The sequence below is a fragment of the Faecalibacterium sp. An121 genome, assembly GCF_002160915.1.
Lineage (GTDB): Bacteria > Bacillota > Clostridia > Oscillospirales > Ruminococcaceae > Faecalibacterium > Faecalibacterium avium.
The window spans coordinates 173,997-197,978 of the sequence record NZ_NFLM01000001.1; the positions used below are offsets into that span (position 1 = coordinate 173,997).

Annotated in this window: 20 protein-coding genes; 5 read left to right on the top strand and 15 right to left on the bottom strand. The window is 62.9% G+C overall.

The window, feature by feature from the left end:
• The first annotated feature begins 35 nt into the window (after positions 1-35).
• The 3 genes from B5E66_RS00755 to B5E66_RS00765 all read left to right on the top strand — a co-directional run bounded on the left by B5E66_RS00755 (position 36) and on the right by B5E66_RS00765 (position 3,302).
• Positions 36-848 carry a hypothetical protein gene (locus tag B5E66_RS00755; RefSeq protein ID WP_087228076.1) on the top strand — a complete coding sequence of 271 codons (813 nt, stop codon included), beginning with the start codon at positions 36-38 and terminating at the stop codon, positions 846-848.
• Between the two features lie 17 nt (positions 849-865).
• A complete protein-coding gene (gene mltG / locus B5E66_RS00760; protein WP_087228077.1) occupies positions 866-2,005 on the top strand; it encodes an endolytic transglycosylase MltG in 1,140 nt (379 codons plus the stop codon).
• A 70-nt stretch (positions 2,006-2,075) separates the two neighbouring features.
• Entirely contained in the window at positions 2,076-3,302 is a 1,227-nt protein-coding gene (locus B5E66_RS00765) for a peptidase U32 family protein (RefSeq protein ID WP_087228078.1), read from the top strand.
• Positions 3,303-3,384: 82 nt separating this feature from the next.
• Here B5E66_RS00765 and B5E66_RS00770 read toward each other — a convergent pair whose 3' ends face one another.
• The 15 genes from B5E66_RS00770 to B5E66_RS00840 form a co-directional block, all read right to left on the bottom strand.
• Positions 3,385-4,146 carry a copper homeostasis protein CutC gene (locus tag B5E66_RS00770; RefSeq protein WP_087228079.1) on the bottom strand — a complete coding sequence of 254 codons (762 nt, stop codon included), beginning with the start codon at positions 4,144-4,146 and terminating at the stop codon, positions 3,385-3,387.
• An 18-nt stretch (positions 4,147-4,164) separates the two neighbouring features.
• A complete protein-coding gene (gene galT, locus B5E66_RS00775; RefSeq protein ID WP_087228080.1) occupies positions 4,165-5,664 on the bottom strand; it encodes a UDP-glucose--hexose-1-phosphate uridylyltransferase in 1,500 nt (499 codons plus the stop codon).
• Entirely contained in the window at positions 5,661-6,944 is a 1,284-nt protein-coding gene (locus B5E66_RS00780) for a galactokinase (protein WP_087228081.1), read from the bottom strand. Before B5E66_RS00780 ends, galT begins: the two co-directional genes overlap by 4 nt.
• A gap of 312 nt (positions 6,945-7,256) precedes the next feature.
• A complete protein-coding gene (locus B5E66_RS00785; protein ID WP_087228082.1) occupies positions 7,257-7,517 on the bottom strand; it encodes a hypothetical protein in 261 nt (86 codons plus the stop codon).
• 43 nt (positions 7,518-7,560) lie between these two features.
• Positions 7,561-8,001: a hypothetical protein gene (locus B5E66_RS00790; RefSeq protein ID WP_087228083.1), complete on the bottom strand. Its 441-nt coding sequence runs from the start codon at positions 7,999-8,001 to the stop codon at positions 7,561-7,563.
• A gap of 327 nt (positions 8,002-8,328) precedes the next feature.
• The gene (gene malQ / locus B5E66_RS00795) at positions 8,329-9,804 is read right to left on the bottom strand and encodes a 4-alpha-glucanotransferase (RefSeq protein WP_087228084.1); all 1,476 of its coding nucleotides are present in this window, start codon (positions 9,802-9,804) and stop codon (positions 8,329-8,331) included.
• A 13-nt stretch (positions 9,805-9,817) separates the two neighbouring features.
• The gene (locus B5E66_RS00800; RefSeq protein WP_087228085.1) at positions 9,818-10,660 is read right to left on the bottom strand and encodes a carbohydrate ABC transporter permease; all 843 of its coding nucleotides are present in this window, start codon (positions 10,658-10,660) and stop codon (positions 9,818-9,820) included.
• On the bottom strand, positions 10,660-11,511 hold the full coding sequence (locus B5E66_RS00805) for a carbohydrate ABC transporter permease (protein WP_087228086.1): 852 nt from the start codon (positions 11,509-11,511) through the stop codon (positions 10,660-10,662). Before B5E66_RS00805 ends, B5E66_RS00800 begins: the two co-directional genes overlap by 1 nt.
• 108 nt (positions 11,512-11,619) lie before the next feature.
• A complete protein-coding gene (locus B5E66_RS00810) occupies positions 11,620-12,969 on the bottom strand; it encodes an ABC transporter substrate-binding protein (protein WP_087228087.1) in 1,350 nt (449 codons plus the stop codon).
• A 72-nt stretch (positions 12,970-13,041) separates the two neighbouring features.
• Positions 13,042-14,055 carry a LacI family DNA-binding transcriptional regulator gene (locus B5E66_RS00815; protein WP_242955886.1) on the bottom strand — a complete coding sequence of 338 codons (1,014 nt, stop codon included), beginning with the start codon at positions 14,053-14,055 and terminating at the stop codon, positions 13,042-13,044.
• A gap of 569 nt (positions 14,056-14,624) precedes the next feature.
• Positions 14,625-15,569 carry an ATP-binding cassette domain-containing protein gene (locus B5E66_RS00820; RefSeq protein WP_087228089.1) on the bottom strand — a complete coding sequence of 315 codons (945 nt, stop codon included), beginning with the start codon at positions 15,567-15,569 and terminating at the stop codon, positions 14,625-14,627.
• The gene (locus B5E66_RS00825) at positions 15,562-16,608 is read right to left on the bottom strand and encodes an ABC transporter ATP-binding protein (RefSeq protein ID WP_087228090.1); all 1,047 of its coding nucleotides are present in this window, start codon (positions 16,606-16,608) and stop codon (positions 15,562-15,564) included. The genes B5E66_RS00820 and B5E66_RS00825 overlap by 8 nt, the downstream gene beginning before the upstream one ends.
• A gap of 12 nt (positions 16,609-16,620) precedes the next feature.
• Positions 16,621-17,562: an ABC transporter permease gene (locus B5E66_RS00830; RefSeq protein WP_087228091.1), complete on the bottom strand. Its 942-nt coding sequence runs from the start codon at positions 17,560-17,562 to the stop codon at positions 16,621-16,623.
• Positions 17,562-18,512 (bottom strand): ABC transporter permease, encoded by a 951-nt coding sequence (locus tag B5E66_RS00835; RefSeq protein WP_087228092.1) that lies wholly within the window; start codon positions 18,510-18,512, stop codon positions 17,562-17,564. The genes B5E66_RS00830 and B5E66_RS00835 overlap by 1 nt, the downstream gene beginning before the upstream one ends.
• The gene (locus B5E66_RS00840) at positions 18,512-20,539 is read right to left on the bottom strand and encodes a peptide ABC transporter substrate-binding protein (protein WP_087228093.1); all 2,028 of its coding nucleotides are present in this window, start codon (positions 20,537-20,539) and stop codon (positions 18,512-18,514) included. The genes B5E66_RS00835 and B5E66_RS00840 overlap by 1 nt, the downstream gene beginning before the upstream one ends.
• A 433-nt stretch (positions 20,540-20,972) precedes the next feature.
• Here B5E66_RS00840 and B5E66_RS00845 point away from each other — a divergent pair, with 433 nt between their 5' ends.
• Together B5E66_RS00845 and B5E66_RS00850 are read left to right on the top strand one after the other, a co-directional pair.
• A complete protein-coding gene (locus tag B5E66_RS00845) occupies positions 20,973-21,392 on the top strand; it encodes a hypothetical protein (protein WP_087228094.1) in 420 nt (139 codons plus the stop codon).
• Between the two features lie 10 nt (positions 21,393-21,402).
• The gene (locus B5E66_RS00850; protein ID WP_087228095.1) at positions 21,403-23,982 is read left to right on the top strand and encodes a translation factor GTPase family protein; all 2,580 of its coding nucleotides are present in this window, start codon (positions 21,403-21,405) and stop codon (positions 23,980-23,982) included.

Here is a 23,982-nt window from a genome sequence, read left to right on the forward strand (position 1 = left end):
ATGCAAGCAAGAACGAAAAAGGGGGTATCTTAAAGATGTTTCGCCTGATGGGACCGTCCGACCTGGCGGCCATGGAACAGCTGTGGACCGCCCAGTGGGACGAACCGGCCCAGGCCGCCCGGCGTGCGGTGCTGCAGTTTGCCGGGCAGGAGAACGCCTATGTGGCGGCGGAAGGGGACGCGGTGCAGGCCATGGTCCTGGCGGTGCCGGTCACCCTGCAGGGCCGCCGCGGCTGTTACCTGTGCGGCCTGTGCGCCCGGGACACGGCCCTGGCTGCGGGTCTCGTGGACTATGCCTGCGATCAGCAGAGCCGTCAGGGGGCGGTCTTTTTTGCGGCGGCCCCCGGCGCGGGCCAGACCGCCTTTTACATCTCCCGCGGGTTCCAGCGGGCCTTCGGGCTGCGCTGCCTCACCCGGGAGGTGCGCCGCAATCTGTGGAGCCAGGCCGAGTTTGATGCGGTCACCGCCAAGCGCCTGTGCGAGCTGCGCCGCCAATACTGTCCCGACTGCGTGGAGCTGGACGCTGCACGGATGTCGGTGGTGCTGGGGGACTTGTACAGCCGCGGGGTGACCATTGTGTCCAACGCCCATGGCTATGGCCTGTATTTCCGCAAGGATGACACCCTCTTTTTCATCGAGCTGATGGCCGACGACGACCGCGCCGCCGAGGTGCTGATGGAGGCCGCCCGTGAGAAGGAGTCGGTGGTGGAACGGGCCGTCATCACGGTGGGGGAGGCCCAGCCCCTGTTTTTGGGAGAGGGCAGCCGCCAGGAATACGGCATGATCCGTTTTGTGGGCGCTCCCTTTGACGTGAGCGGGAGTTATATGCGCCTGATGCTTGAAAACTGACCGGAAGGAAAACCTGTATGAAGGAAGCGAAAAAAAGCAAACACACCGCCCCTGCCTCCAAACACACCCTGCGCTGGGTGTTGCTGGCGCTGCTGGCCGTGCTGGTGCTGGGAGCGGGGGCCGTGGGGCTTTTGCTGCGCCGGGAGATGACCGGCGCCGGGGCTACCGGCCAGACCGTCACCGTGACGGTGGAACAGGGCAGCGGGGTGGCCGCCATCGCCCGGGATTTGCAGCAGGCAGGGGTGATCCGCTTTCCCCGGCTGTTCCGCTGGTATGTGGGACAGCAGGGTGCGGCCGGCAGCCTGCAGTATGGCACTTTTGAGCTGGAGCAGGGCGCTTCCTACGACCAGCTGATCCAGGCGCTGTCCGTATATGCCGCCGCCGAGACCACCCGCCTGACCTTCCCGGAGGGGACCACCGCCATTGCCATCGCACAGCAGATGGAGCAGGCTGGCCTGTGCACCGCCGAGGAATTCCTGCAGGAGGCAAACGAGGGGGATTTCAGCGAGTTTACCTTCTGGCAATACCTGCCCACCGACCAGGAGGCCCCCGACCGCTTTATGAAGTGCGAGGGGTATCTGTTTCCCGACACCTACGAGTTCCTCAACGACGGGACCGTCCATGACTATGTGGCCACCTTCTATGCGCGCTTTGACCAGATGATCACCCCGGACATCTACGAGGCGCTGGAACAGCAGGGGATGACCCTGCACCAGCTGGTCACCCTGGCTTCCTTCGTCCAGGAGGAGGCGGGCAACGACCAGGACAGCAACGTGGCCCAGGTGTTCCGCAATCGGCTGGCCCCCGATTCGCCCTACCCCCGGCTGGAGAGCAACGTCTCCAGCTACATCCAGAGCGATGAGGACAACAACTACCTGTGGAACTGGGTGGCCCCGTGGTATGGTGGCTGGGACGAGATCCCCGCCAACATCCTGGCGGCCTACGACACTTACAGCTGCGCCGGGCTGCCGGCGGGGCCTGTGTCCAACCCCGGCCTCGCAGCCATCCAGGCCGCGCTGGACCCCCAGCCCGACCCCGAGGTCCAGGATGCCTATTTCTTTGTCACCGACCTGACCGGCCGCTACTATTACGCCCAGACCCTGGAACAGCACCAGGCCAACGTCCGGGCGGCCCGCGCGGTCAACAACAGCCTTTGAACCACATCCACAACAAGGGGGCAGGCCCGGCGCCCGGGCCCGCCCCTTTTGACGTATGGGAGGAAACATCATGCTTCAAATACCCGAGCTGCTGGCCCCTGCGGGGGACCTGGAGCGGCTGCGCTATGCGGTCTGCTACGGCGCCGACGCCGTCTACTGCGCCCTGCCTGAGTTTGGGATGCGGGCCGCTCCCGCAAACTTCACCCCCGAACAGCTGGCCGAAGGGGTGATTTATGCCCACGCAAGAGGGCGCAAGGTCTATCTGACCCTGAACACCCTGCCCACCAACGAGGAGGCGGACCGTATGCCCGACGCCATCCGCCAGGCCGCCCAGGCCGGAGTGGACGCCTTTATTGTGGCGGACCTGGGGGTGCTGGACGCCTGCAAGACCTATGCCCCCGACATCGATGTGCATATGTCCACCCAGACCGGCATCACCAACTACGCGGCTGCCACAGCCTGCTGCAAGATGGGGGCCAAACGGGTGGTGCTGGCCCGGGAACTCAGCCTCACCGAGATCGCCGTCATCCGGGACAAAACTCCGCCTGAACTGGAGCTGGAAGCCTTTGTCCATGGGGCCATGTGCATGAGCGTGTCGGGCCGGTGCCTGCTGTCCAACTACCTGGCGGGCCGGGACGCCAACCGCGGCCAGTGCGCCCAGCCCTGCCGTTGGAAATACTACCTCACCGAGGAGACCCGTCCCGGCCAGCTGTATGAGATCGGGGAAGGGGAGGGCGGCAGCTACATCCTCAATGCCAACGACCTGTGCACCGCCCCGTTCCTCGACCTGCTGTGCAAGGCCGGCGTGGACAGTCTCAAGATCGAGGGCCGGGCCAAGACCTTTTACTATGTGGCCAGCGTCACGGCGGCCTACCGCAAAGCCCTGGACCAGTACCTGGCCGACCCCTATGCGGAGGATTTCGAGCTGCCGCAGGCGGTGCTGGAGGAGCTGACCCGCACCAGCCACCGGCCCTATTCCCCGGGGTTCTATTTCGGACCCGACAAGGCTTGCCAGAATACATCCACCGCGGCCTATATCCGCCAGTGGGAGTTTGTGGGCACGGTGGACAGCTGGGAAAACGGGGTGGCCAGCTGCCAGCAGCGGGGCAAGTGGTCCCTGGGGGACACCCTGGAGGCGCTGACCCCCGACGGCACCTCCATTCCCCTGCAGCCCGAATGGATCCAAAACGAGGCGGGGGAACCGGTCACATCCACGCCCCATGCCATGGAGCGCTACACCATCCCCACCCCTGCGCTGCCGCCCATGAGCCTGCTGCGCAAAAAAGTTGCGCTCTAAAAAACGGAGCCGCCCCGGGCGCTGGTCCAAGACCAGCAGCCCGGGGCGGCCTGCTGTATAAGGAGAAAGAAAATAGCAAAGATCAGACGCTGTCCAGCGCGGTGCGGGCAGCGCGGATGGCGCCGGCATCGGTCTGCCACAGAGTGAACTCGTCAAAGCCCGGCAGGCCCATGGGCACGCCCTCCCGGCGGAAGGACATCCGGCTGGGGACTGCCTTTTTGCCCGACAGGTGGCAGGCGGTGACGCCGGTCTGGCGCACCAGTTCGGGGATGTTGGCTGCACTGACCCCGGACCCTGCCAGGATCTCGATCCGGCCGGCGGCCTGGGTTTGCATTTGAGCCAGCATGGCCCGGCCTGTGTAGGCGTCGGCGGCCTGTCCGCTGGACAGGATGGTGGCAAGGCCGAGGGCGCAGGCCTGCTCCAGGCAGGCGCCGGCGTCCCGGCAGACGTCAAAGGCGCGGTGCAAAGCCAGCGCCACAGGGCGGCCTCCGGCAGCCTTGCGGGCAGCCTGGCAGATCTGCTCCATGGCGGGCAGGTCCAGCTGGCCTTCGGGGGTCAGCACGCCGGTGACGATACCGTCGGCCCCTGCGCGCACCAGCTGGGCCGCCAGGGCGACCATCTGGGCCACTTCCCACCGGTCGTAGCAGAAATCGCCTGCCCGGGGGCGGAGCAGGGCCCGCACCGGCAGCCCGGTCTCGGCCTTGACCTGTTCCACCAGGGCCAGGCTGGGGGTGGTTCCCCCAATGGCCAGATCGGCGCAGAGCTCCAGCCGGTCGGCCCCGCCTTCGCGGGCGGCCAGGGCGCTGGCTGTGCTGTCCACACAGACTTCAAGGATACGGGTCATCCAAAAGTCCTCCTGTCCTTAACGAATGGTCTCGAGGAAGCGGACAAATCCGGCCTGGCCGGCCTCATCCCGCTTGTAAACGCCGGCATCCTCCAGCACCTGTGCAAAGACGTGCCCGATCTCCTCCTGCACGATGGCATGGACGTTGCTTTCATTGAGGTCGGGGTATTTGGCCAGCAGTTCACCGGCCCATTCGGCGTGCTTCTGGATCGCCTCGCCATACTGGTCCACAGGGGTGCGGGCCACCAGGGCAGTTTCCAGCTGGGCCATCTCGCCCTTCAGGCGGCTGGGCAGCACGGCCAGGCCCATCACTTCGATCAGGCCGATGTTTTCCTTTTTGATGTGGTGGAGCTTGGCGTGGGGGTGGAAGACGCCCAGCGGATGCTCGGGGGTGGTGATGTTATTGCGCAGCACCAGATCCAGCTGGAACTTGCCGTCCCGCATCCGGGCAATGGGGGTGATGGTGTTGTGGGGCTCGCCGTCGGTCTCGGCGTAGACAAAGCAGCTCTCGTCGGTATAGGCGCGCCAGGCCAGCAGGATCTTGTCGGCCAGGTCCACCAGCTGGCTGTCATCCTCGCTGGTCAGCCGGATGCAGCTCATGGGCCAGCGGACGATGCCCGCCTCCACATCCGGATAGCCCGGGAAGGACCAGGGCTTCTCGATGGGGGCCTTGGCCATGGCGAACTCGTAGCAGCCGCCCTGGAAGTGGTCGTGGCTCAGGATGCTGCCGCCCACGATGGGCAGGTCGGCATTGCTGCCCACAAAGTAGTGGGGGAACTGGGCCACAAAGTCCAGCAGCTTGCGGAAGGTGGCCCGGTCGATCTTCATGGGGGTATGCTGGCTGTTGAACACGATGCAGTGCTCGTTGTAATAGACATAGGGGCTGTACTGCAGGTTCCAGTCGCTGTCGTTGATGGTCAGGGGGATGATGCGGTGGTTCTCGCGGGCGGGATGGTTCATCCGGCCTGCGTAGCCCTCATTCTCCTGGCACAGCTGGCATTTGGGATAGGCGCTCTGGGGGGCGAGCTTGGCCGCCGCGATGGCCTTGGGGTCCTTTTCGGGCTTGGAGAGGTTGATGGTGATGTCGAGATCCCCGTAGGGGGTCCGGGTGACCCACTTCAGGTCCTTCTTGATGCGGTAGCGCCGGATGTAATCGGTATCCTGGCTGAAGGAATAGAACCAGTCGGTGGCGGCCTTGGGGCCTTCTTCCTCGTACTTTTCCCAGAAGTTGGCCCGCACGATGCTGGGCCGGGGGGTCAGCACGCCCATGAGCCGGGTGTCGAACAGGTCACGGGCCACCGAGTTGTCTTCGCAGACACCCCGGGCGACCGCGTCGTCCACCAGGGTCTTGAGGATGGATTCCAGGTCGATGTAATAGCAGTCGCCTTCCGGCTCCTCAAAGCTGTCCAGCTGCATGGTCATCAGGAGCTGGTTGCGGATGTAGATCGCATCATCGGGCTGGATCAGGCCGGTATCAAGGCCGTAGTTCACCAGCTGCTGAATGGCGTTGGAAATCACAGGACGGCACCTCCTTCAGGACGGATCGAAAGGACATGGCAGCGGCCGGCGCCAATGATGGCCTCGATGCCGGCCTTGAAAGACTCCAGCTGCTCCAGGGGGACAAAGGCCTGCACGGTGCCGGCAAAACCGCCGCCGTGGACCCGGACCGCGCCCTGGCCGGCCAGCAGATGCTTGGCGGCGGCGATGGTGACGGCCACCTCCTGATGCTTGGTGTAGCCTGCGGGGATGACGTTCTGCAGGTACTCCCAGCTGCTGCGGCCCGACTCGTTGACCAGGGCCAGGAAGGTGTCGAAGTCGCCTGCCCGCAGGGCAGCCACCTGGCGGGCCACACGCTGGTTGTCCGCATAGATGTGGAAAGCCCGCAGGACAGCCCGGTCGCCGCAGGCCTTGCGGCAGGCGGGGATGTTGGCCAGGAAGGTCTCAAAGGGCACCTGGCGCAGCACTTCGCCGCCGCACACCTTGGCCACAGCCCGGCAGTCCGCAGGGATGGCGGCGTACTCGTCGGTCAGGTCGGCGTGGTCGGCACCCGAATCCAGGATGCACAGGGCCAGGCCCGCCTTGGAGAAGTCCACCTCCACCGGCTCCACCACGGGGTTGGAGGAGTCTGCAAAGTCGATGGTGATGATGTTGCCCACGCTGGAGGCCATCTGGTCCATCAGGCCGCAGGGCTTGCCGAAATAGACGTTCTCGGCCCACTGACCGATCTGGGCAATGGCGATGGGGGAGAGCTTCTCCTCCATGAACAGCTCGTTGAGGATGGTGCCCACCAGCACTTCAAAGGCGGCGCTGGAGGAGACGCCGCTGCCCTTGGGCACATTGGAGGTGATATACACATCCAGGCCGGACAGCTGTGCGCCCCGCTGGACAAAGGCGGCGCAGGTGCCCCGCAGGATGGCGGCGCTGGTGTTCTCCTCCGATTTGCGGGGGGCCAGGTCGTCCAGGCTGATGGTGCACAGGGGATAGCCCTCGCTCTGCACCCGCAGCTGGCCGGCATCGTTGGGGCCTGCGGCGGCGATCATATCGATGTTGACGCTGCCCGCCAGGACACAGCCGTGCTGATGGTCGGTGTGGTTGCCGCCGATCTCGGTGCGGCCCGGCGCGCTGAACAGGGCGGCGCCGCTGTGGGGGCCGAACTTGGCCTCCAGGCCATCCAGGGCGGCGGCATAGCGTGCCGCATGGGCGGCGGCCTCCTGGGGGGTGCAGCAGTACAGAGAAGCCAGACGGCCGGCATAGACGCCCCCGGCCAGCTCCTGCTTCCAAATACGGACATCCTTCATTCTCGTTTCCTCCTTACACATACACTGGCTGCGGCCCCGGTGTTTTGCGGCGGCTCCGGGGCGCAGGGCAGCCTTCTCACTTACAATAATAAAAGCTTTGGACCAAAAAGGACATATATTATTGTTGCATTTAGATGCAAAGTTGCCGAAAAAGCGCCTTTGGGCGGCCCGGAAGGTTTTCACAAAAAATTCTGCACATAAAAATAGGTTTTGGAACCTTCGACGACTGTGGGGCCGGACGATGCCGCCGGCCGGTGTCAAAAAAGCCGCCCGGAACGTTTCGGTTCCAGGGCGGCATCCATGACAGATGTGTTATAGCTGTTTGAACAGATCCGAGATGCCGTCCACCAGTTCGGTGGTCAGCTCAAAGATCGAGCGCACCGCTGTGAACAGCAGGGCAGGAACGAAGGTAAACGAGATGGCGAGCACCGAGGAACCCCGATAAAAATCGGTCAGATGCAGGCTGTCGAGAAAATCGACAATCGCGTCGCTCAGCGGGCCGCCGCCCTGGATCCGACGCTGCTCATCCTCGCCGATCTCCCCGTAATGGGCAGGCATGTGAAGATTCTGCATGAATGTTAGCTCCTTTCGTCATAAGATTTCAAAAGCCAGGGGCTCAGGCGGCCACAGCCTCAGCCTGCTGCTGGGCAGCCAGCTGCTCCTGGGTGAGGGCATACGCCTCCTGGAAGACCTTGATCAGCGGGTCCACCAGGGCCATGTAGTAGTAGGACAGCATGCTTACGCCATAGAAGCCGCCCATGACGCCCACGATGGCCAGCGCGCCCCACTGGGCGCCGTTCAGAGAGGAGAAGAAATCCTTCATGATCCGGACGCCGGATTTCAGAGTGGTGCCGACAAAGGCGTTGGCGAGCATACCCACTCCCGCCGAGAAGAAGGCGCCGCTGAGGACCATGAAACCATTCACCAGCACATTGACGCCGAACTGGATGACGTCCTGCTGGGTGATGCCGCCATCCAGATAGATCATTTCTTCCTGCGGGACAAGGGCGTAGTGGGCAGGCATGCAGACTGCGCCTGCGGAAACAGTGTATTCCATATGTAGGGCTCCTTTCAAGCTTGGCCCCCGCACAAAGCCGCGGGAACTGACTTTATATGAATTATAGCATATTCGGCAAAAAACAACAAGGCATCGCTGAGGCAGGTTTGGACCCGGATTGTGAGGATGATGTGAAATCGAAAGGGCCAAAAGAGCGTGCCTGTGTTGGAAAGGCGGATGTAAGGCCCCGCGGGGCAGGTGAAAAAATGTTCCTGTGCAATATTCCCGCACCGCAAAACAGGGAAGCCGCCCCGCGGCCACTGGGCTGCAGGACGGCTTCCGCTGCGCAAAATAAGGAAAATAGAGAAAGAAAAATAGAGGGATGTTTTAATTCTGCCCGGGGGCGCGGCCGTACAGTTCGGTCAGGGCGGCGATCTGTCCGGCCAGAGCGGGGGTGAGCAGGCCGGGGGACAGCCGCCACTGCCAGTTGCCGCCCTGGGTGCTGGGGGTGTTGATCCGGGCCTCGGGGCCCAGATGCAGCCAGTCGGCCATGGGGATGACCGCCAGGCCGGATACGCTGGACAGGCAGGCGCAGATCATGGCGTCGGTCAGGTCCTGAGGCGCGCAGCGCAGGTAGCGGCAGGCGTAGGCCACATCCTGGGGGCTGGCGCTTTGCTGCCAGCCCTCGGTGGTGATGTTGTCGTGGGTGCCGGTATAGACCACACTGTTGGGTGTGTAGGTGTAGGGCAGGTAATTGCCCGGTTCCCGGCTGTCAAAGGCAAACTGCATGATCTTCATGCCGGGACAGCCGCTGGCAGCCAGCAGGGCCTTGACCTGGTCGGTGAGGTAGCCCAGGTCCTCGGCGATCACCGCGTCCCGGCCCACGGCCTGGTGCATGGCGTCCAGGAAGGCCTGGCCCGGACCCTGGACCCATTGGCCGCCCTGGGCGGTGGCGCTGCCCGCCGGGATGGAAAAGTAGCTCTCGAAGCCGCGGAAATGGTCGATGCGCACCACATCGTAGATGGAGGTGGCGTGGCGCATCCGCTGTTTCCACCAGGCAAAGTCCTCGGCGGCGTGGCGCGGCCAGTCGTAGAGGGGATTGCCCCACAGCTGGCCGTCTGCGGCAAAGGAGTCCGGGGGACAGCCCGCCACTCGGGTCAGATGCATCCGGCCGTCGGTCTGGAACAGCTCGGGCCGGGTCCACAGGTCGCTGGAGTCGGGACTGACATAGATGGGGATATCCCCGATGAGGCGGATGCCCTTGCCATTGGCATAGGATTTGAGGGCCTGCCACTGCTTATAGAACAAATACTGGACCGCCCTATGGTAGCCGCAGGCGCCGGCCAGGCGCTCGCGGGCGTCGGCCATGGCCTGGGGCTGGCGGCAGCGCAGGGGATCGGGCCACTGGGACAGGCCCGCCTGGCCCTGCTCCTCCTTGATGGCCATGAACAGGGCGTAGTCCTCCAGCCACCCCTTCTGCTGGCGGCAGAAATCCCGGTAGGCGGGGGTGGGGCTGGCCAGCAGGCGGCCGGCAGCCAGCCGCAGCACGGCGGGCCGCTGGGTATACAGAGCGCCATACTGGATGGGCTCTACCGGCAAAGCAGGGGGCAGCTCATCCGGTGTGAGAAGTCCGTCCTGCACCAGCAGGTCCAGGTCGATGAAGTAGGGGTTGCCTGCAAAGGCGGAAAAGCTCTGGTAGGGGCTGTCCCCATAGCCGGTAGGGCCAATGGGCAGGATCTGCCAGAAGGATTGGCGGGCGTCGGCCAGAAAGTCCACAAAGCGGTAGGCCTCCCGCCCCAGCGTGCCGATGCCCCAGGGGCCCGGCAGGCTGAATACAGGCATCAGGATGCCGCTTGCACGCATGAGAACCCCTCCTTCAGCCCTTGACAGCGCCGGCGATGACGCCTTCGATGATGTATTTCTGACAGACTACATACAGGATGATGATGGGCACGATGGCAATGATGATGCAGGCCATCATGGGGGCCAGCTCCACCCGGCCGTAGCCGCCGCGGAAATACTGGATGGCCATGGGGATGGTGCGGTACTTTTTGATGTCCAGCACCAGGGTGGGCAGGAGGTAGTCGTTCCACACCCACATGGTCTCCAGGATGGCGGTGGAGATCATGGTGGGCTTGAGGATGGGGAACACGATGCGGAAGAACAGCTGGATGGGGTTGCAGCCGTCGATCATGGCCGACTCCTCGATCTCAATGGGGACGCTCTTCATGAAGCCGGTGAACATGAACACCGCCAGGCCGGCGCCGAAGCCCAGATAGATGATGCAGATGTTCCAGGGGGTGTTCAGCTTGAGGGTGTCCGCCGTCTTGGAGAGGGTGAACATGACCATCTGGAAGGGGACCACCATCGAAAAGACGATCAGAAGGTTCATGGCCTTGGAGAGGGCGTTGTGCACCCGGGTCAGATACCAGCCGCACATGGAGCAGCACAGCAGGATCAGGGCCACGCTGGTGACGGTGATCACCAGGCTGTAGGCGAAGCTGGACAGGAAATTCATCTTGACCACGCCGTAGATGTAGTTCTCCAGGCCGGCAAAGTTGGCGGCGGTGGGCAGCGCAAAGACGGTGGAGGTGGTGAAGCTGCCCTCCACCTTCAGGCTGTTGAGGAAGATCAGCACGATGGGGTAGACCCACAGAAGGCAGAGCACCGCCATGACCACGGTGAGGAAATTGTTGTAGATCCGACGGGACTTGGACATCAGGACTGCACCTCCTTCGAGCGGGTGAAGCGGAGCTGCACCAGCGAAATGACCACCACGATCAGGAAGAACACCACAGCCTTGGCCTGGCCGATGCCCTTCCACTGGGCGCCGCTGCGGCCGTAGAAGGTGGAGTAGATGTTCAGGGCCAGCATCTCGCTCAGATTGGCCGGCTCGCCGCCGGTCAGGGCCACGTTCTGGTCGAACAGCTTGAAGCTGTTGGTCAGGGTCAGGAAGGTGCAGATGGTGATGCTGGGCATCACCAGGGGGATCTTGATCTTGAACAGGATCTCATGCCCCGATGCGCCGTCGATCTTGGCGGCCTCGATCAGGTCGCCCGGCACGCTTTGGAGGCCGGCCACATAAATGATCATCATATAGCCGATCTGCTGCCAGCACATCAGGATCACCAGGCCGATGAAGCCGTACCGCTCGTCCAGAGCCAGCAGGGGCTTGCCGAGGTTGGCCAGCACGCCGTTGAGCAGGATCTGCCAGATGTAGCCCAGCAGGATGCCGCCGATCAGGTTGGGCATGAAGTAGACGGTGCGAAACAGGTTGGTGCCCCGGATGCCCCGGGTCAGGGCCAGGGCGATGGCGAAGGCGAACACGTTGATGAGGACGGTGGACACCACCGTGAAAGCCGCCGTGAACCAGAACGCATGGGTGAAGGTGCTGTCCTGGAACACCTTGATGTAGTTGTCAAAGCCCACAAAGGTGGTCTTGGACACGGTGGTGAAGCGCTGGAACGAGAGGTAGATGCCCCAGATAAAGGGCCAGATGAAGCCGATGATAAAGGCCAGCAGGGTGGGCAGGACGAACACCGGCCAGTATTTGCTGATCGCTTTCTGCATGGATCGCGCCTCCTTGGATGGTTTTCACACATAAAAAGCAGGGGCGGGCCTGTTGCAGCCCGCCCCTGCCGGTTTCCTATGCTGTCACAGCGGGCAGCTGCCGGAGGCTCAGCCGTTGGCCAGCTGATACTCGGTGGCCCAGTTGTCCACAAAGGCAGAGACTACATCGTCCCAGGTGCCGGTGCCGGCCGCATAAGCGGTCAGGGCGCTGCCCAGCATATTCTTCCACTCCTCCGAAGGCATGGTGGAGAAGCACCAGTCAACGGGGGTCTTGCCGTCGGCCACGTACTGGTCCGAGATGGCGTTCAGGGGGTTGGTGGGAGCCTTGGCGCTCTTGAAGGGGATGACAAAGCCCATGTTGTCGGCCATGGCGCTGGTGCCCTCCTCGCTGGTGACGCACCAGTAGATGAAGTCCAGGGTAGCCTGGATGTCCTCCTCCGAGGACATATTGTTGACGCACCAGTAGTTCTCGGAACCGGTGCACAGGCCCTGGTTCTCCTCGCCCTCGACGCCGATGTAAATGGGGATCATGCCGAGGTTGTCATCGCCCAGGTCCTTGATATCGGTGTAGGCCCAGGTGCCGTTCTGATAGAACACGGCCTGCTTGTTGACGAACTCGGACACGGCGTCGTTGCCGGTCTTGCTGGCCAGGACGGTGGGATCGCAGGTGGAATCGGTGATGTACAGATCAAAGATCTGCTTGTAGTTGTCCAGATAGGTGCCCTTGATGGCGTCGGTGGAGCTGATGCCGTCGGCCTGGTACTCGTAGTAGATGGGCAGGTTGGCCAGGTGGGTCTTGAAACGCCAGTCAGAGGAGGAATCCATGCCGGCGGAGGTAAAGGCGCCCTGGATGCCCAGCTCGTCCTTGCGGGCCTGGAGGTCATCGGCCACAGCCTTCAGGCTGTCAAAATTGGTGATGTCAGCCTCGGTGTAGCCTGCGGCGGTCAGCAGCTCTTTGTTGTAGATGATGCCGTAGGTCTCGATGACGTAAGCAATGGCGGGGATGGTGTCGCCGTCCTTCAGGACGAAGGAATCACTGGTCACTTCGCCGTACAGTTGAGAGCCGGACAGGTCGTAGCAGTAATCCTTCCAGTTGTTCAGACCCACGGGGCCGTTGACCTGGAACAGGGTAGGAGCCTCGCTCTTCTCCATCTCGCTCATCAGGGTGGTCTCGTACTGGTTGGAAGCGGCGGTCACCACGGTGACAGGGACGCCGGTCTGCTCGGTGTAGACGGCGGCCAGGTCCTGCCAGGCCTGATCCTGCTCGGGCTTGAAGTTCAGGAAATAGACCTTGCCGCTGGCGGCGGGGGCGGCAGCAGAGCTGGAGCCGGCAGCCGTACTGGCGGCGGTGGAAGCAGCGGTGCTGCTGCTGGAAGAACCACAGGCGGCCAGGACACCGGCAGCGGACACTGCGCCGGCGGCCTTCAGGAAGTTGCGGCGAGAAATCATCTTTTTCATAGTTCTTCTCCTTCTTGTGCTTTGTGTCAAGTGTATTTCAGTCCCGCCCACAGGGCGGAAGTGAGACTGGATTCAGGCGGGGCCGCCCCGGGGCGGGCGGACGCTTTCGCCCTCCTGGATGGTGGGGGCCAGCACCACCGTCTGGGCGGGGGCCCCGTGCTCGATCTGGTGGATCAGCAGCTCGACGCAGCGCAGCGCCAGCTCTCCGGTGGGCTGCACCATACTGGCCAGGGCAGGCACGCAGTAGCGCGACATGGGGATGCCGTCAAAGCCGATCACCGACACATCCTCGGGCACGCGGTAGCCGGCGCTGGCCAGCGCGCGGATGGCCCCGATGGCAATGACGTCGCTCATGGCGAACAGGGCGGTGAACCGGGCCCGGCGGGCCAGCAGGCTGTTCATGGTGTTGTAGGCGGATTCAAAGTTGTAGCTGGACAGCCCGTACAGCTGGGGGTCAAAGACGATGCCGTTATCCTCCATGGCCTGCTGTGCGCCCAGGCGGCGCATCTTGCTGGGGTGGCTGGAAGGCGGCCCGCCGATGACGCAGATCCTGCGGTGGCCCTGAGCGATCAGATGGGTGACGGCCTGGTAGGCTGCCGCCCGGTCATCCACGCCCACCATGGACAGGTTGGGGAAGCTCAGTTCCTCCGACACCACGGTGGCCAGTACCGACGGTATGGTGATCTGGTCGAAGCTCTGGCGGAAGTTGTCCACGTTGCCGCCCAGGAAAATGATCCCCTTGGGCTTGATCTCCCGCAGGATCTTCTCGGCGGCCTCCATCTCGTTGGCGTCCTCGTCCAGATAGGAGATGATGCCGCTGTATCCGTACAGCCCCACCACCTGCTGCAAATGGACCAGAAAGTCCGCAAAGAACATATTCTGGGTGCCCTTGACCACAAACACCACGCTGCGGGACTGCTGGATCTTGAGCTGGCGGGCGTTGGTGTTGGGCACGAACCCCACTTCCCGCATGATCTGCAGCACGTGTTCTTTTGTCTCGGGGCGGACGTCGGGCCGGTCGTTGATGACCCGGGAAATGGTGCTGACCGAGCAGCCGCTGAGCCGTGCGATATCCTTGATGGTCATGGCCGGCAGCTCCTTTCAGGTGCGGCCCCGGCAGGGGCCTGCATCGTTCGGTATCGTTTACGGAAACGTTCCCGACAAGCTCATTATGGCACACATGCCCAAAAAAAGCAAGAACAATACAAAAAGTTTGTAGGCTTTGATGCAAGTTGCGGCCCGCTTTTGTGCAGGTTGGAATGACGGGAAAGCAGGGAAGCCGAAACTTCTGCAAATTCCCGGGAATTTGACTTGATTCCCGGTGTGCCGGAAAGGCGGCGGCCGCAACTTGTCTGCACAAGACGCGTTCTGCCGTAGTTTTGTCGTGGCGTTGGGGGCATAGAAAAAGGCCCCCGCCCTTTTTGCAAGGGTGGGGGCGCTGTGGGTCAGAGGCCAAAGAGCCGCGCTGCGTCCAGCAGCGACTGGGCGGGGAGGGTGACATATTTCTCATACCTTTCCAAACAGACACAGCAAAGCGGCCCCCAGCTCTGTACAGGCAGAGACAGGGGCCGCTTTTGTGCACAGGTGCGCGCGGCATCGCTTGGCCGCACCGAAAAAGGCCAGCCGCACCGGGCGGCTGGCCTCTTTGGGTTTTGTTACGGGCGCTGGGACTCGTACTCTTTGCGGTAGCCCTCCAGCTCCTTCTGGTTGCCGTAGACGAAGTGGCCGTTCGCGATCTCCTGCCACATGGGCTTGTCCACGCTGTAATCGTGGATGGAAGGATCGTAAACCAGCAGCTTCTTCTTCTTCTCCAGGCTGGGGTCGGGGATGGGCACTGCGGACAGCAGGGCTTTGGTATAGGGGTGCAGCGGGTGACGGAACAGTTCCTCCGTCTCGGCCAGCTCCACGATACGGCCCTTGCTGATGACGGCGATGCGGTCCGAAATGAAGCGCACCACCGACAGATCGTGTGCAATGAACAGGTAGGTCAGCCCGCGGGAGGCTTTCAGCTTGTTCAGCAGGTTGAGCACCTGGGCGCGGATGGAAACATCCAGCGCCGAGATGGGCTCATCCGCCACGATGAACTCAGGCTCCATGATCAGAGCACGGGCAATGCCGATGCGCTGCCGCTGTCCGCCCGAAAACTCGTGGGGGAAGCGGGAAGCGAACTCGGGCAGCAGACCCACCTCGTGCAGGGCCGCCATGACCTTTTCATGCAGGTCGTTCTGGTCCTTGTAGAGATGGAAGTTCAGCAGGCCCTCGGCGATGATATACTCGACCTTGGCGCGCTCGTTCAGGCTGGCCATGGGGTCCTGGAAGATCATCTGGCATTTGCGGATGACCTCCTGGTCCAGTTCCTTGGGGATCTTGCCGTTGATCTTGCGGCCCTTGAACAGGATATCGCCCCCGGATGTGGGGTTGATACGGGTGATGGCGCGGCCAATGGTGGTCTTGCCGGAACCCGACTCGCCCACCAGGGAGAAAGTCTCCCCCTTGTAGATGTCAAAGTTGACATGGTCCACGGCCACGAACTTCTTATGCCCGGACCCGAAGGAGATCTGGAGGTCCTTGATTTCAATGAGCTTTTCTTTTTCAGCCATTGGCATGATCCTCCATCATCTTCTTGCGCAGGTTCTGGATCGAGTGGGGGCGCTCGATCTTGGGCGCCCGGGGGTCCAGATACCAGGTCTTGGCGGCGTGGGTGGGGGACACCTCAAAGAAAGGCGGCTCCTTCACAAAGTCGATGGCCAGAGCCATCTTGTTGCGGGGTGCAAAGGCATCGCCGTGGATCTCGTTGAAGAGGTTGGGCGGCGTGCCGTCGATGGTGGGCAGCTGCTCCCCCTTCACACCCAGCTGGGGCAGCGCCTGCAGCAGGGCCCAGGTGTAGGGATGCCATGCATCGTAGAAGATCTCCTCCACGGTGCCGTACTCCACGATCTGACCGGCATACATGACGGCCACACGGTCAGCCACGTTGGCCACAACACCCAGGTCGTGGGTGATGTAGATGACCGACATGCCCAGCTCTTTCTGCAGGTCACGGATCAGCTGCAGGATCTGGGCCTGGATGGTGACGTCCAGGGCGGTGGTGGGCTCGTCGCAGATCAGGATCTGGGGCTTGCAGGCGGCGGCAATGGCAATGACCACGCGCTGGCGCATACCGCCCGAGAACTCGTGGGGGTACTGCTCATAGCGGCGCTCAGGGTCAGGGATGCCGACCTTGCCCAGCATCTCGATGGCGGCCTTCTTGGCGGCTTCGCCGCGCAGGCCCTGGTGCTTCTCGATGCTCTCCTGGATCTGTTTGCCGATCTTCTTCAGGGGGTTCAGGCTGGTCATGGGGTCCTGCATCACCATCGAGATCTTTTTGCCGCGCACGCCCAGCCAGTCCTTTTCGGTGAACTTGGTCATGTCGCGGCCCTCGTACATGATGCTGCCGCCGGTGATCTTGCCGTTGACATCCAGCATGCCCACAAAGGTCTTTGTGAACACGCTCTTGCCGGAACCCGACTCGCCCACAATGGCCAGCGTCTCCCCCTCGTACAGATCGAGGGAGCACTTGCGGATGGCTTTGAGGGTGCGGCCCCGCAGGCTGAACTGTATCTCCACGTCGCGGGCAGAGATAATTGCTTTTTTCTCCATGTTATCTCTCCTTTAAACGTGATTGCGGGGGTCGGAAGCGTCCGAGAAGGCGTTGCCCATGATATAGAACGAGATGGAAATGATGGACACGATGGACGCGGGGAAGACCAGCAGGTAGGGGTAATCCAGGAAGAAGGTGCGCACCTTGCTCAGGATCAGGCCCAGAGACGGCGTGTCGATGCCCAGGCCCAGGCCCAGGTAAGACAGAGTGGACTCCAGGTTGATGGTGGCGGGGATACGCAGCGCCATCTGCAGGATGATGACCGATACCAGGTAGGGCAGGATGTTCTTGGTCAGCACGCGCCACAGGGGGGTGCCCAGGCACCGGGAAGCCAGGTTGTACTCCCGGTCACGGTACATGATGACCATGTTGCGCACACGGCGCGCCATCTGGAACCAGCCCAGGAAGATCATGGCGGTGGCCATGATGGTAAAGCTCTGGCCCACCATCAGGGCGATCAGGGTCATATAGATGATATAGGGCACGCTGTCGAACAGGTTGTAGATCTCGGTGAACAACCGGTCCAGCTTGCGCACATAACCCCAGATCAGGCCGAAGATGACGCCCACGATGCTCTCGCCCACAGCGACCACCAGCGCCAGGCGGATGGACACCTGGGTGGCGTACCACACCTGGCACCAGTAGTCCTGGCCCAGGTTGTCGGTGCCGAACCAGAACTCCGAATTGGGGCTCTGGAACGAGGTGGAGGAGTAGGGGATCAGCTCCTTGTAATCGTACTTGCCCACGGCAAGGGCGACGAAGGAGAAGATGACCAGCGCGATGAACAGGAACAGGAACAGCACGGCGACCTTGTTTTTCATGAAGGTCTTGAACACCGAGCCCCAGTAGGAATAGTTGGAGTAGCCGATGCGCTCGGCCTCCTCAGGCGAATACTCTACGACGTAAAACAGCTCGTCGTCTTTCTTGCCTGCAAAATCCGAAGCTTTTGCCATCAGCGCTCGCCCCCTTTCCCAGCAATGGTGATGCGGGGATCGACCAGCATCATCAGCACATCGCCCAGGAAGATGCCCACGATGCTCAGCGCAGCGTAGAACATGACCAGGGTCTGCACCACAGCGGTATCATACCGCTGCACGGCGTCGGTCAGCAGGGGGCCCATGCCGGGCACCGAGAAGAACCGCTCCATCAGCAGGGAGCCCTGGATGGTCAGCAGCAGGGACTGGGGCAGGAACTGCACCATGGGGACCAGCGCGTTGCGCAGCACGTGGTGCAGCATGATCTGGCTGTAGCTCAGGCCCTTGACCCGGGCCAGCTTGATATAGTCCCGCGTCAGTTCGTCCACCATATACCGGCGCATCCACAGCGCATAACTGGCCACCGACGCCAATGACAGGCATATGATGGGCAGCACGCTGGAGGGGCCGGGGTTGCGGGTGGAATACAGGGTGGGCATGCCGAACACCGTGGAACCGATGACCAGCACCAGCGAGTAGGTGACCAGGGCGGGCACCGCGTTGACGACGACGGTGTAGGCCGTGCCCAGCCAGTCCACAAACTTGCCCTTGAAGGCGGCCTGTGCGATGCCCACCAGAACACCCACCACCCAAGAGATGGCGATGGAGATGGCGCCCAGGCGCAGTGTGACACCCAACCGGCTGCCAATGACCCGGGTGACAGCGATGCCGCTTTGAATTCTCCGCGAGGTACCGAAGTCCAGGTGGAGCAATTGCCCATAAAAGCGGATCAGCTGTTCGCCGATGGGGTCAAGCAAACCTGCGGCTTCCAATGCGGCCTGTTTCTGCTCCGGGGTGAACTTCATCAGCTGGTCTTCCGTGAAGTAATAGTCCGTGGGCAGCATCCGCATCATCAGGAAGACGAGGGTGACAGCGATCAGGATGGTGATAAGCGACTGCAGCAGCCGCTTGAGGCTGTATTTCAGCATCAGGCCTGGGTAGCTGCTTCATAAGCCGCAGCAAAGGCCTCGTACTGTTCCGTGGTATAGGCGTCCTCGGAAGTCTCCCAGTCAACGTACTTGTAGTTGCAGATGCCGTACATGGCGTTGATCTTGGAGTATTCGTTCACGTGGGTCAGGGTCAGAGCCACCTCCAGGTTGCAGGGGCAGGTGAGCACGTTCTCCAGCATATAGGCCTCGGCCTCGGCAAAGGCGTCATAACGGGCGTTGACGTCATCCACGATGGCGTCGGCGTCATGGACCATCTGCTCGAAGGTCTGGTAGGTGGAGATCAGGTCGGCCTGCCAGTCGGCGGGGCCTTCCTCGTAGACGTTGGCGATATAGCTGTAGTTGTGGCTGTAGTAAGCGTTGGCGTCGGTCAGGGTCTCCTGGCCCAGGAAGTTGATGGGATCGCCGAAGTCAGCGCCCCAGCCGTTGATGACAAAGCCATGCAGGTGGGCGTTGACGATCTCCTGCTGCACGGAGGAGACATACTCGCCGATGTCCAGCACGATGAAGTCGTCGCCGAAGCTGTCGGTGAAGCACTGGCGCAGCACGGCGGCGCTATCCTGGGAGGTGGTGTTGCCGGACTGGATGTGGTAGTGGGCGTGGACAGGGAAGGTGACGCCGATGGCGCTCAGCTCGTCCATGGCCTGCTGCTTCAGATCGGTGATGTCGCCGCCGTTGTCGCGCAGGCGGATCATGGTCTCGCCGTCGTAAGCGCCGTAGCCCATCTTCTCGCAGACCAGCTTGGTGTACTCCACGTTGTCGCTGTTGTAGCAGACGCCGGGCATGGTGTAGGTGTCGTTCTCGCACTTCAGGGGGTTGATGGGGTTGGTGCGGCTGAAGTAGCGGGTCAGATCCAGGCCCTTGGTGAAGCACTGACGGAAGGCGGTGTTGGCGATGGCCTTGTTCCAGTTGTCATCGGGGGTGCCGTCCTCGTTCCGGCGCTGGTAGTTGAAGTGCATCTGGTAGCTGTACTTCTTGGGGCGCTTCTCACACAGCTGGCTGTTGTACTCGCTGGAGGGGTCGTTCTGGATCATGGTGACGTTGGACTCGGTCAGGTCGATCTCGTCCAGCTCACGGTTCTGATACAGCTGGTAACCCACCGACAGATCGCCCAGCATGGTGACGACGACGCGCTCGAAGCGGGCGTGGTCATCGGAGCCGTACCAGTTGGGGTTGGGGATGAAGCTCTTGGAGTTGCCCTGGATATACTCCTCCACCAGATAGGGGCCGCAGTACCACATCTCGGCGTTGGTGGCAGCGCGGAAGCCCTCGATGCCCAGGCTGTTGATCAGCTCTTCCGAGGCGGGCATGAAGCAGGCATAGCCGGCCACCGTGTCGAAGTAGGTGCAGGGGTTCTTGCAGGTGAACACCAGCGTGTAATCGTCGGGAGCCTCGATGCCCACGCCGAAGTCCACCATATCCTGGTAGGTCAGGTCGGCGGCGGCGGCGCCCAGCTCGACGGTGTGGTCGTAGTACTCCTGGGCATTGGCCACCAGCTGGGTGGGCATGGAGGTGTTGCTGGCCTCATTCTTGAACTGGTTGAGCACCCACTCGGCGCCCACCAGGAAGTCCTTGGAGGTGATATGGCCCATGACGGTGCCGTTGACGTCGCACCAATCCACATCCTGACGCAGGTGGAAGGTCCAGACCGAAGCGTCCTCGTTGTGCTCCCAGCTCTCGGCGATGGCGGCCACAGGCTGGCCGTAGTTGTTGGCGCTCAGCAGGCCGTCCACGCAGTTGGTCAGCACGTTGAAGTCGGTGGCGCGCTGGGTGTACAGCATGTTCCAGCTCTCCACTTCACGCATGCTCAGCTCCCAGGTGTACACCTCGCTCAGAGATGCGCCGCCGTTGCTGGCGGCGGGGGCGGAAGCGGCGCCGGATGTTGCGGTGCTGCCCGAGGAGCTGCTGGAGCCGCCGCAGGCGGCCAGCAGGCCGGCAGCGCCCACTGCGCCTGCGCCCTTCAGGAACGTGCGCCGGCTGATGGCATGGGGTTCATAGTTTGCGTTCATGTTTTGTATCCTCCCTGTTATTCTTCGTGTCACGGCAAGAGTTGCAGATTTTGCCTGTTCCTATTCCTGCGGGGCGGCTCATGTTTGGCCAGTTAATACAAAAAGGCCCAAATACAGACCACATCGTCTGTATCTGTGCCCCGCCGCAGAATCCTTAACACAGCTAGTATTTTACCATCTTAAAGTAAGGATGTCAAGAAAAGTCGCACCGCATCTGCACACAATTTGCACATTCGTCCCACAAAACTGTGAAAAAAAGGTGAAACCTGTCCGCGGCAAGGGGAAACTGCCTTTATCCTGCGCACAAACCGGGCCGGACATACCTGCCGGAGGGCTGCGGCTATCTTTTTTGCGCGGAACGTGTTACAATAGAAACACAAAAACCATCACTGCGGCGCCGCGGCGCGCCGCTCAACGAAGGAACGACAACACCATGAAGAATCTGTTTTCCATTTATAAAAAGGATATGCTGCGCCCCATCCTCTACAAGACGGTCAGCCGGCTGGCAGGGGCGGCCTGTGCCTGCCTGCTGTGGCAGCGATTCCTGTCGGACGGGCGCTTTACCATCTGGGAGGCCCCCTGCCTGGCGGTGGGGGCCTTGTTTTTGGCCTGGGCCTGGGTGAGCTACCTGCGGCTGGACGGCATCCGCGTGCCCTTTGTGGACCGCAGCAAGGAGCTGTCCACCAAGCGCAAGGCCCACGGCGGCACCCATTCGATGGCCGACTTCATCGATGAGAAGGTAGTCTCCTTTGAGGAGCTGTCCCCGCAGGAGCGGGCTTTTTGCAGCCTGCTGTCCAACCTGATCCTGGGCGTGCCCATGGTGGCCATCGGCCTTGCGGCCGGTGTGCTGTAAGGGGGCGGCCATGGCAGACAACGCAAAGCGGCTGGTGGTGGGGGTGCTGGCCCATGTGGACTCGGGCAAGACCACCCTGTCCGAGGCCATGCTGTACCGCTCGGGCGCCATCCGCAAACTGGGCCGGGTGGACCACCGGGATGCCTTTCTGGACACCGACAGCCTGGAGCGGGCCCGGGGCATCACCATCTTTTCCAAGCAGGCCCTGTTCACCGCCGGCGATACCCAGGTGGCCTGGCTGGACACCCCCGGCCATGTGGACTTTTCGGCCGAGGCGGAGCGGACGGTGCAGGTGCTGGATTATGCGGTGCTGGTGATCAGCGGCCCCGACGGGGTGCAGAGCCACACCGAGACGCTGTGGGCCCTGCTGCGCCGGTGCCATGTCCCCACCTTCCTCTTTATCAATAAGATGGACCTGCCCGGCCCCGGCCGGGAGGCCCTGCTGGACCAGCTGCGCAGCCGGCTGGGGGAGGGCTTTGTGGATTTCGGGGCGGACGACGCCGCCCGGGACGAGGCCCTGGCCCTCTGCGACGAACAGCTGATGGAGGGATACCTGGCGGGACAGCCTCTGCCCCGGGAGGACATCGTCACCGCCATTGCCCGGCGCCATGTGTTCCCCTGCTGGTTTGGCTCGGCCCTCAAACTGGAGGGGGTGGACGCCCTGCTGGAGGGCCTGGACCGCTGGACCCGCCCCGCCCCCGCGGGGGAGCACTTTGGGGCCCGGGTGTTCAAGGTCAGCCAGGACGAGCAGGGGGCCCGCCTGACCTGGCTGCGCGTGACCGGCGGGGCGCTCAAGGTGAAGGACACCCTGTCCGGCGGCCCCGAGGGGCAGCCGTGGTCGGCCAAGGCGGATCAGCTGCGGCTTTATTCGGGGGCACGGTATACCCTGGCCAGCCAGGTGCTGCCGGGGCAGGTGTGCGCCGTGACCGGCCTGGCTGACGCAAAACCCGGCGAGGGCCTGGGGGCCGAGCGGGACGCGGGCAGCCCTATGCTGGAGCCGGTGCTGACCTACCAGGTCCTGCTGCCCGAGGGCGCCGACGTCCATACCGCCCTGGCGCAGCTGCGCCGCATCCAGGAGGAAGTACCCGAGCTGCACGTGGTGTGGGACGAGGCTTTGGGCCAGATCCATCTGCGCCTGATGGGGGAGATCCAGCTGGAAGTGCTGCAAAGTATGCTGGCCCGGCGGTTCGGGCTGGAGGCGTCCTTTGGGGAAGGGGGCATCCTGTATAAGGAGACCATCGCGGAACCGGTGGAGGGAGTGGGCCACTACGAGCCCCTGCGCCACTATGCTGAGGTCCACCTCAAGCTGGAACCCCTGCCCCCCGGCAGCGGCATCCAGTACGACACCGACTGCCGGGAGGAGGTGCTGGCCCGCAACTGGCAACGGCTGGTCATCGCCAACCTGGAGGAAAAGGAACACCGGGGCGTCCTGACCGGGGCGCCTCTCACCGATGTCAGGATCACCCTCATTGCAGGGCGGGCCCACCTCAAGCACACCGAAGGGGGCGACTTCCGTCAGGCCGCCCTGCGTGCGGTGCGCCAGGGCCTGATGATGACAAAGAGCGTCCTGCTGGAGCCCTGGTATCATTTCCGGCTGGAACTGCCCGCCCAGAACCTGGGCCGCGCCATGAACGACATCCAGCAGATGGAGGGGACCTTCGGCCCGGCGGAGCAGACGGGAGACACCGCTGTTTTGGAGGGATCGGCGCCGGTCAGCGGGCTGCGGAGCTATCCCCGGCAGCTGGCGGGCTATACCCATGGCCGGGGCCGCATCACCCTGACCCCCGACAGCTACCAGCCCTGCCGCAACGCCGCCCAGGTCATCGAGGCGTCGGGCTATGACCCCCAGCGCGATCTGGACAACCCCGCCGACTCGGTGTTCTGCGCCCACGGCGCGGGCTTTGTGGTGCCCTGGGACAAGGTGCGGGAGCATATGCACGTGGAGAGCGGCTGGGGCAAGGCCAGGCCGTCCCGCCCGGAACCGGAAGACCAGCCCGCCCGCCGGGCCGCCTTCCGGGCCAGCCTGGAGGACGACGCGGAGCTGATGCGGATCTTTGAGCAGACCTACGGCCCCATCAAGCGTGACCCGCTGGCCGCCTTCCGCACCGTCAAAAAGGAGCGGCCCGATTTTGACAGCCGGCAGTGGAGCGTCCTGCCGGAATACCTGCTGGTGGACGGCTACAACATCATCTTTGCCTGGGAGGAACTGGCCGCCATTGCCAAAGACAGCCTGGCCGCCGCCCGGCAGAAGCTGATGGACATTCTGTGCAATTACCAGGGTTTCCGGCAGTGTGTGCTAATCCTGGTGTTCGACGCCTACCGGGTGCCGGGCAGCCAGGGGAGCGTGGAACAGTACCACAACATCCATGTGGTCTACACCCGGGAGGCCGAGACCGCCGATATGTTCATCGAACGGGTCACCCATGAGATCGGCCGGGACCGCCGGGTGCGGGTGGCCACCTCGGACGGGATGGAACAGATCATCATTCTGGGCCACGGAGCTTACCGCATCTCGGCCAGGCAGTTCCGCCTGGAGGTGGATGAGGTGGAGCGGGAGATCCGTGCCATGATCCAGCAGGAAAAAGGGTGA

Bases quoted from the DNA above. Each gene is read 5' to 3' on its own strand.
- B5E66_RS00800 (WP_087228085.1), bottom strand. From the start codon at position 10,660: ATGTCCAAGTCCCGTCGGATCTACAACAATTTCCTCACCGTGGTCATG.
- B5E66_RS00850 (WP_087228095.1), top strand. From the start codon at position 21,403: ATGGCAGACAACGCAAAGCGGCTGGTGGTGGGGGTGCTGGCCCATGTG.
- mltG (WP_087228077.1), top strand. From the start codon at position 866: ATGAAGGAAGCGAAAAAAAGCAAACACACCGCCCCTGCCTCCAAACAC.
- B5E66_RS00765 (WP_087228078.1), top strand. From the start codon at position 2,076: ATGCTTCAAATACCCGAGCTGCTGGCCCCTGCGGGGGACCTGGAGCGG.
- B5E66_RS00830 (WP_087228091.1), bottom strand. From the start codon at position 17,562: ATGGCAAAAGCTTCGGATTTTGCAGGCAAGAAAGACGACGAGCTGTTT.
- B5E66_RS00820 (WP_087228089.1), bottom strand. From the start codon at position 15,569: ATGGCTGAAAAAGAAAAGCTCATTGAAATCAAGGACCTCCAGATCTCC.
- B5E66_RS00840 (WP_087228093.1), bottom strand. From the start codon at position 20,539: ATGAACGCAAACTATGAACCCCATGCCATCAGCCGGCGCACGTTCCTG.
- malQ (WP_087228084.1), bottom strand. From the start codon at position 9,804: ATGCGTGCAAGCGGCATCCTGATGCCTGTATTCAGCCTGCCGGGCCCC.
- B5E66_RS00755 (WP_087228076.1), top strand. From the start codon at position 36: ATGTTTCGCCTGATGGGACCGTCCGACCTGGCGGCCATGGAACAGCTG.
- B5E66_RS00785 (WP_087228082.1), bottom strand. From the start codon at position 7,517: ATGCAGAATCTTCACATGCCTGCCCATTACGGGGAGATCGGCGAGGAT.
- B5E66_RS00790 (WP_087228083.1), bottom strand. From the start codon at position 8,001: ATGGAATACACTGTTTCCGCAGGCGCAGTCTGCATGCCTGCCCACTAC.
- B5E66_RS00835 (WP_087228092.1), bottom strand. From the start codon at position 18,512: ATGCTGAAATACAGCCTCAAGCGGCTGCTGCAGTCGCTTATCACCATC.
- B5E66_RS00780 (WP_087228081.1), bottom strand. From the start codon at position 6,944: ATGAAGGATGTCCGTATTTGGAAGCAGGAGCTGGCCGGGGGCGTCTAT.
- B5E66_RS00845 (WP_087228094.1), top strand. From the start codon at position 20,973: ATGAAGAATCTGTTTTCCATTTATAAAAAGGATATGCTGCGCCCCATC.
- B5E66_RS00815 (WP_242955886.1), bottom strand. From the start codon at position 14,055: ATGACCATCAAGGATATCGCACGGCTCAGCGGCTGCTCGGTCAGCACC.
- B5E66_RS00810 (WP_087228087.1), bottom strand. From the start codon at position 12,969: ATGAAAAAGATGATTTCTCGCCGCAACTTCCTGAAGGCCGCCGGCGCA.
- B5E66_RS00825 (WP_087228090.1), bottom strand. From the start codon at position 16,608: ATGGAGAAAAAAGCAATTATCTCTGCCCGCGACGTGGAGATACAGTTC.
- B5E66_RS00805 (WP_087228086.1), bottom strand. From the start codon at position 11,511: ATGCAGAAAGCGATCAGCAAATACTGGCCGGTGTTCGTCCTGCCCACC.
- B5E66_RS00770 (WP_087228079.1), bottom strand. From the start codon at position 4,146: ATGACCCGTATCCTTGAAGTCTGTGTGGACAGCACAGCCAGCGCCCTG.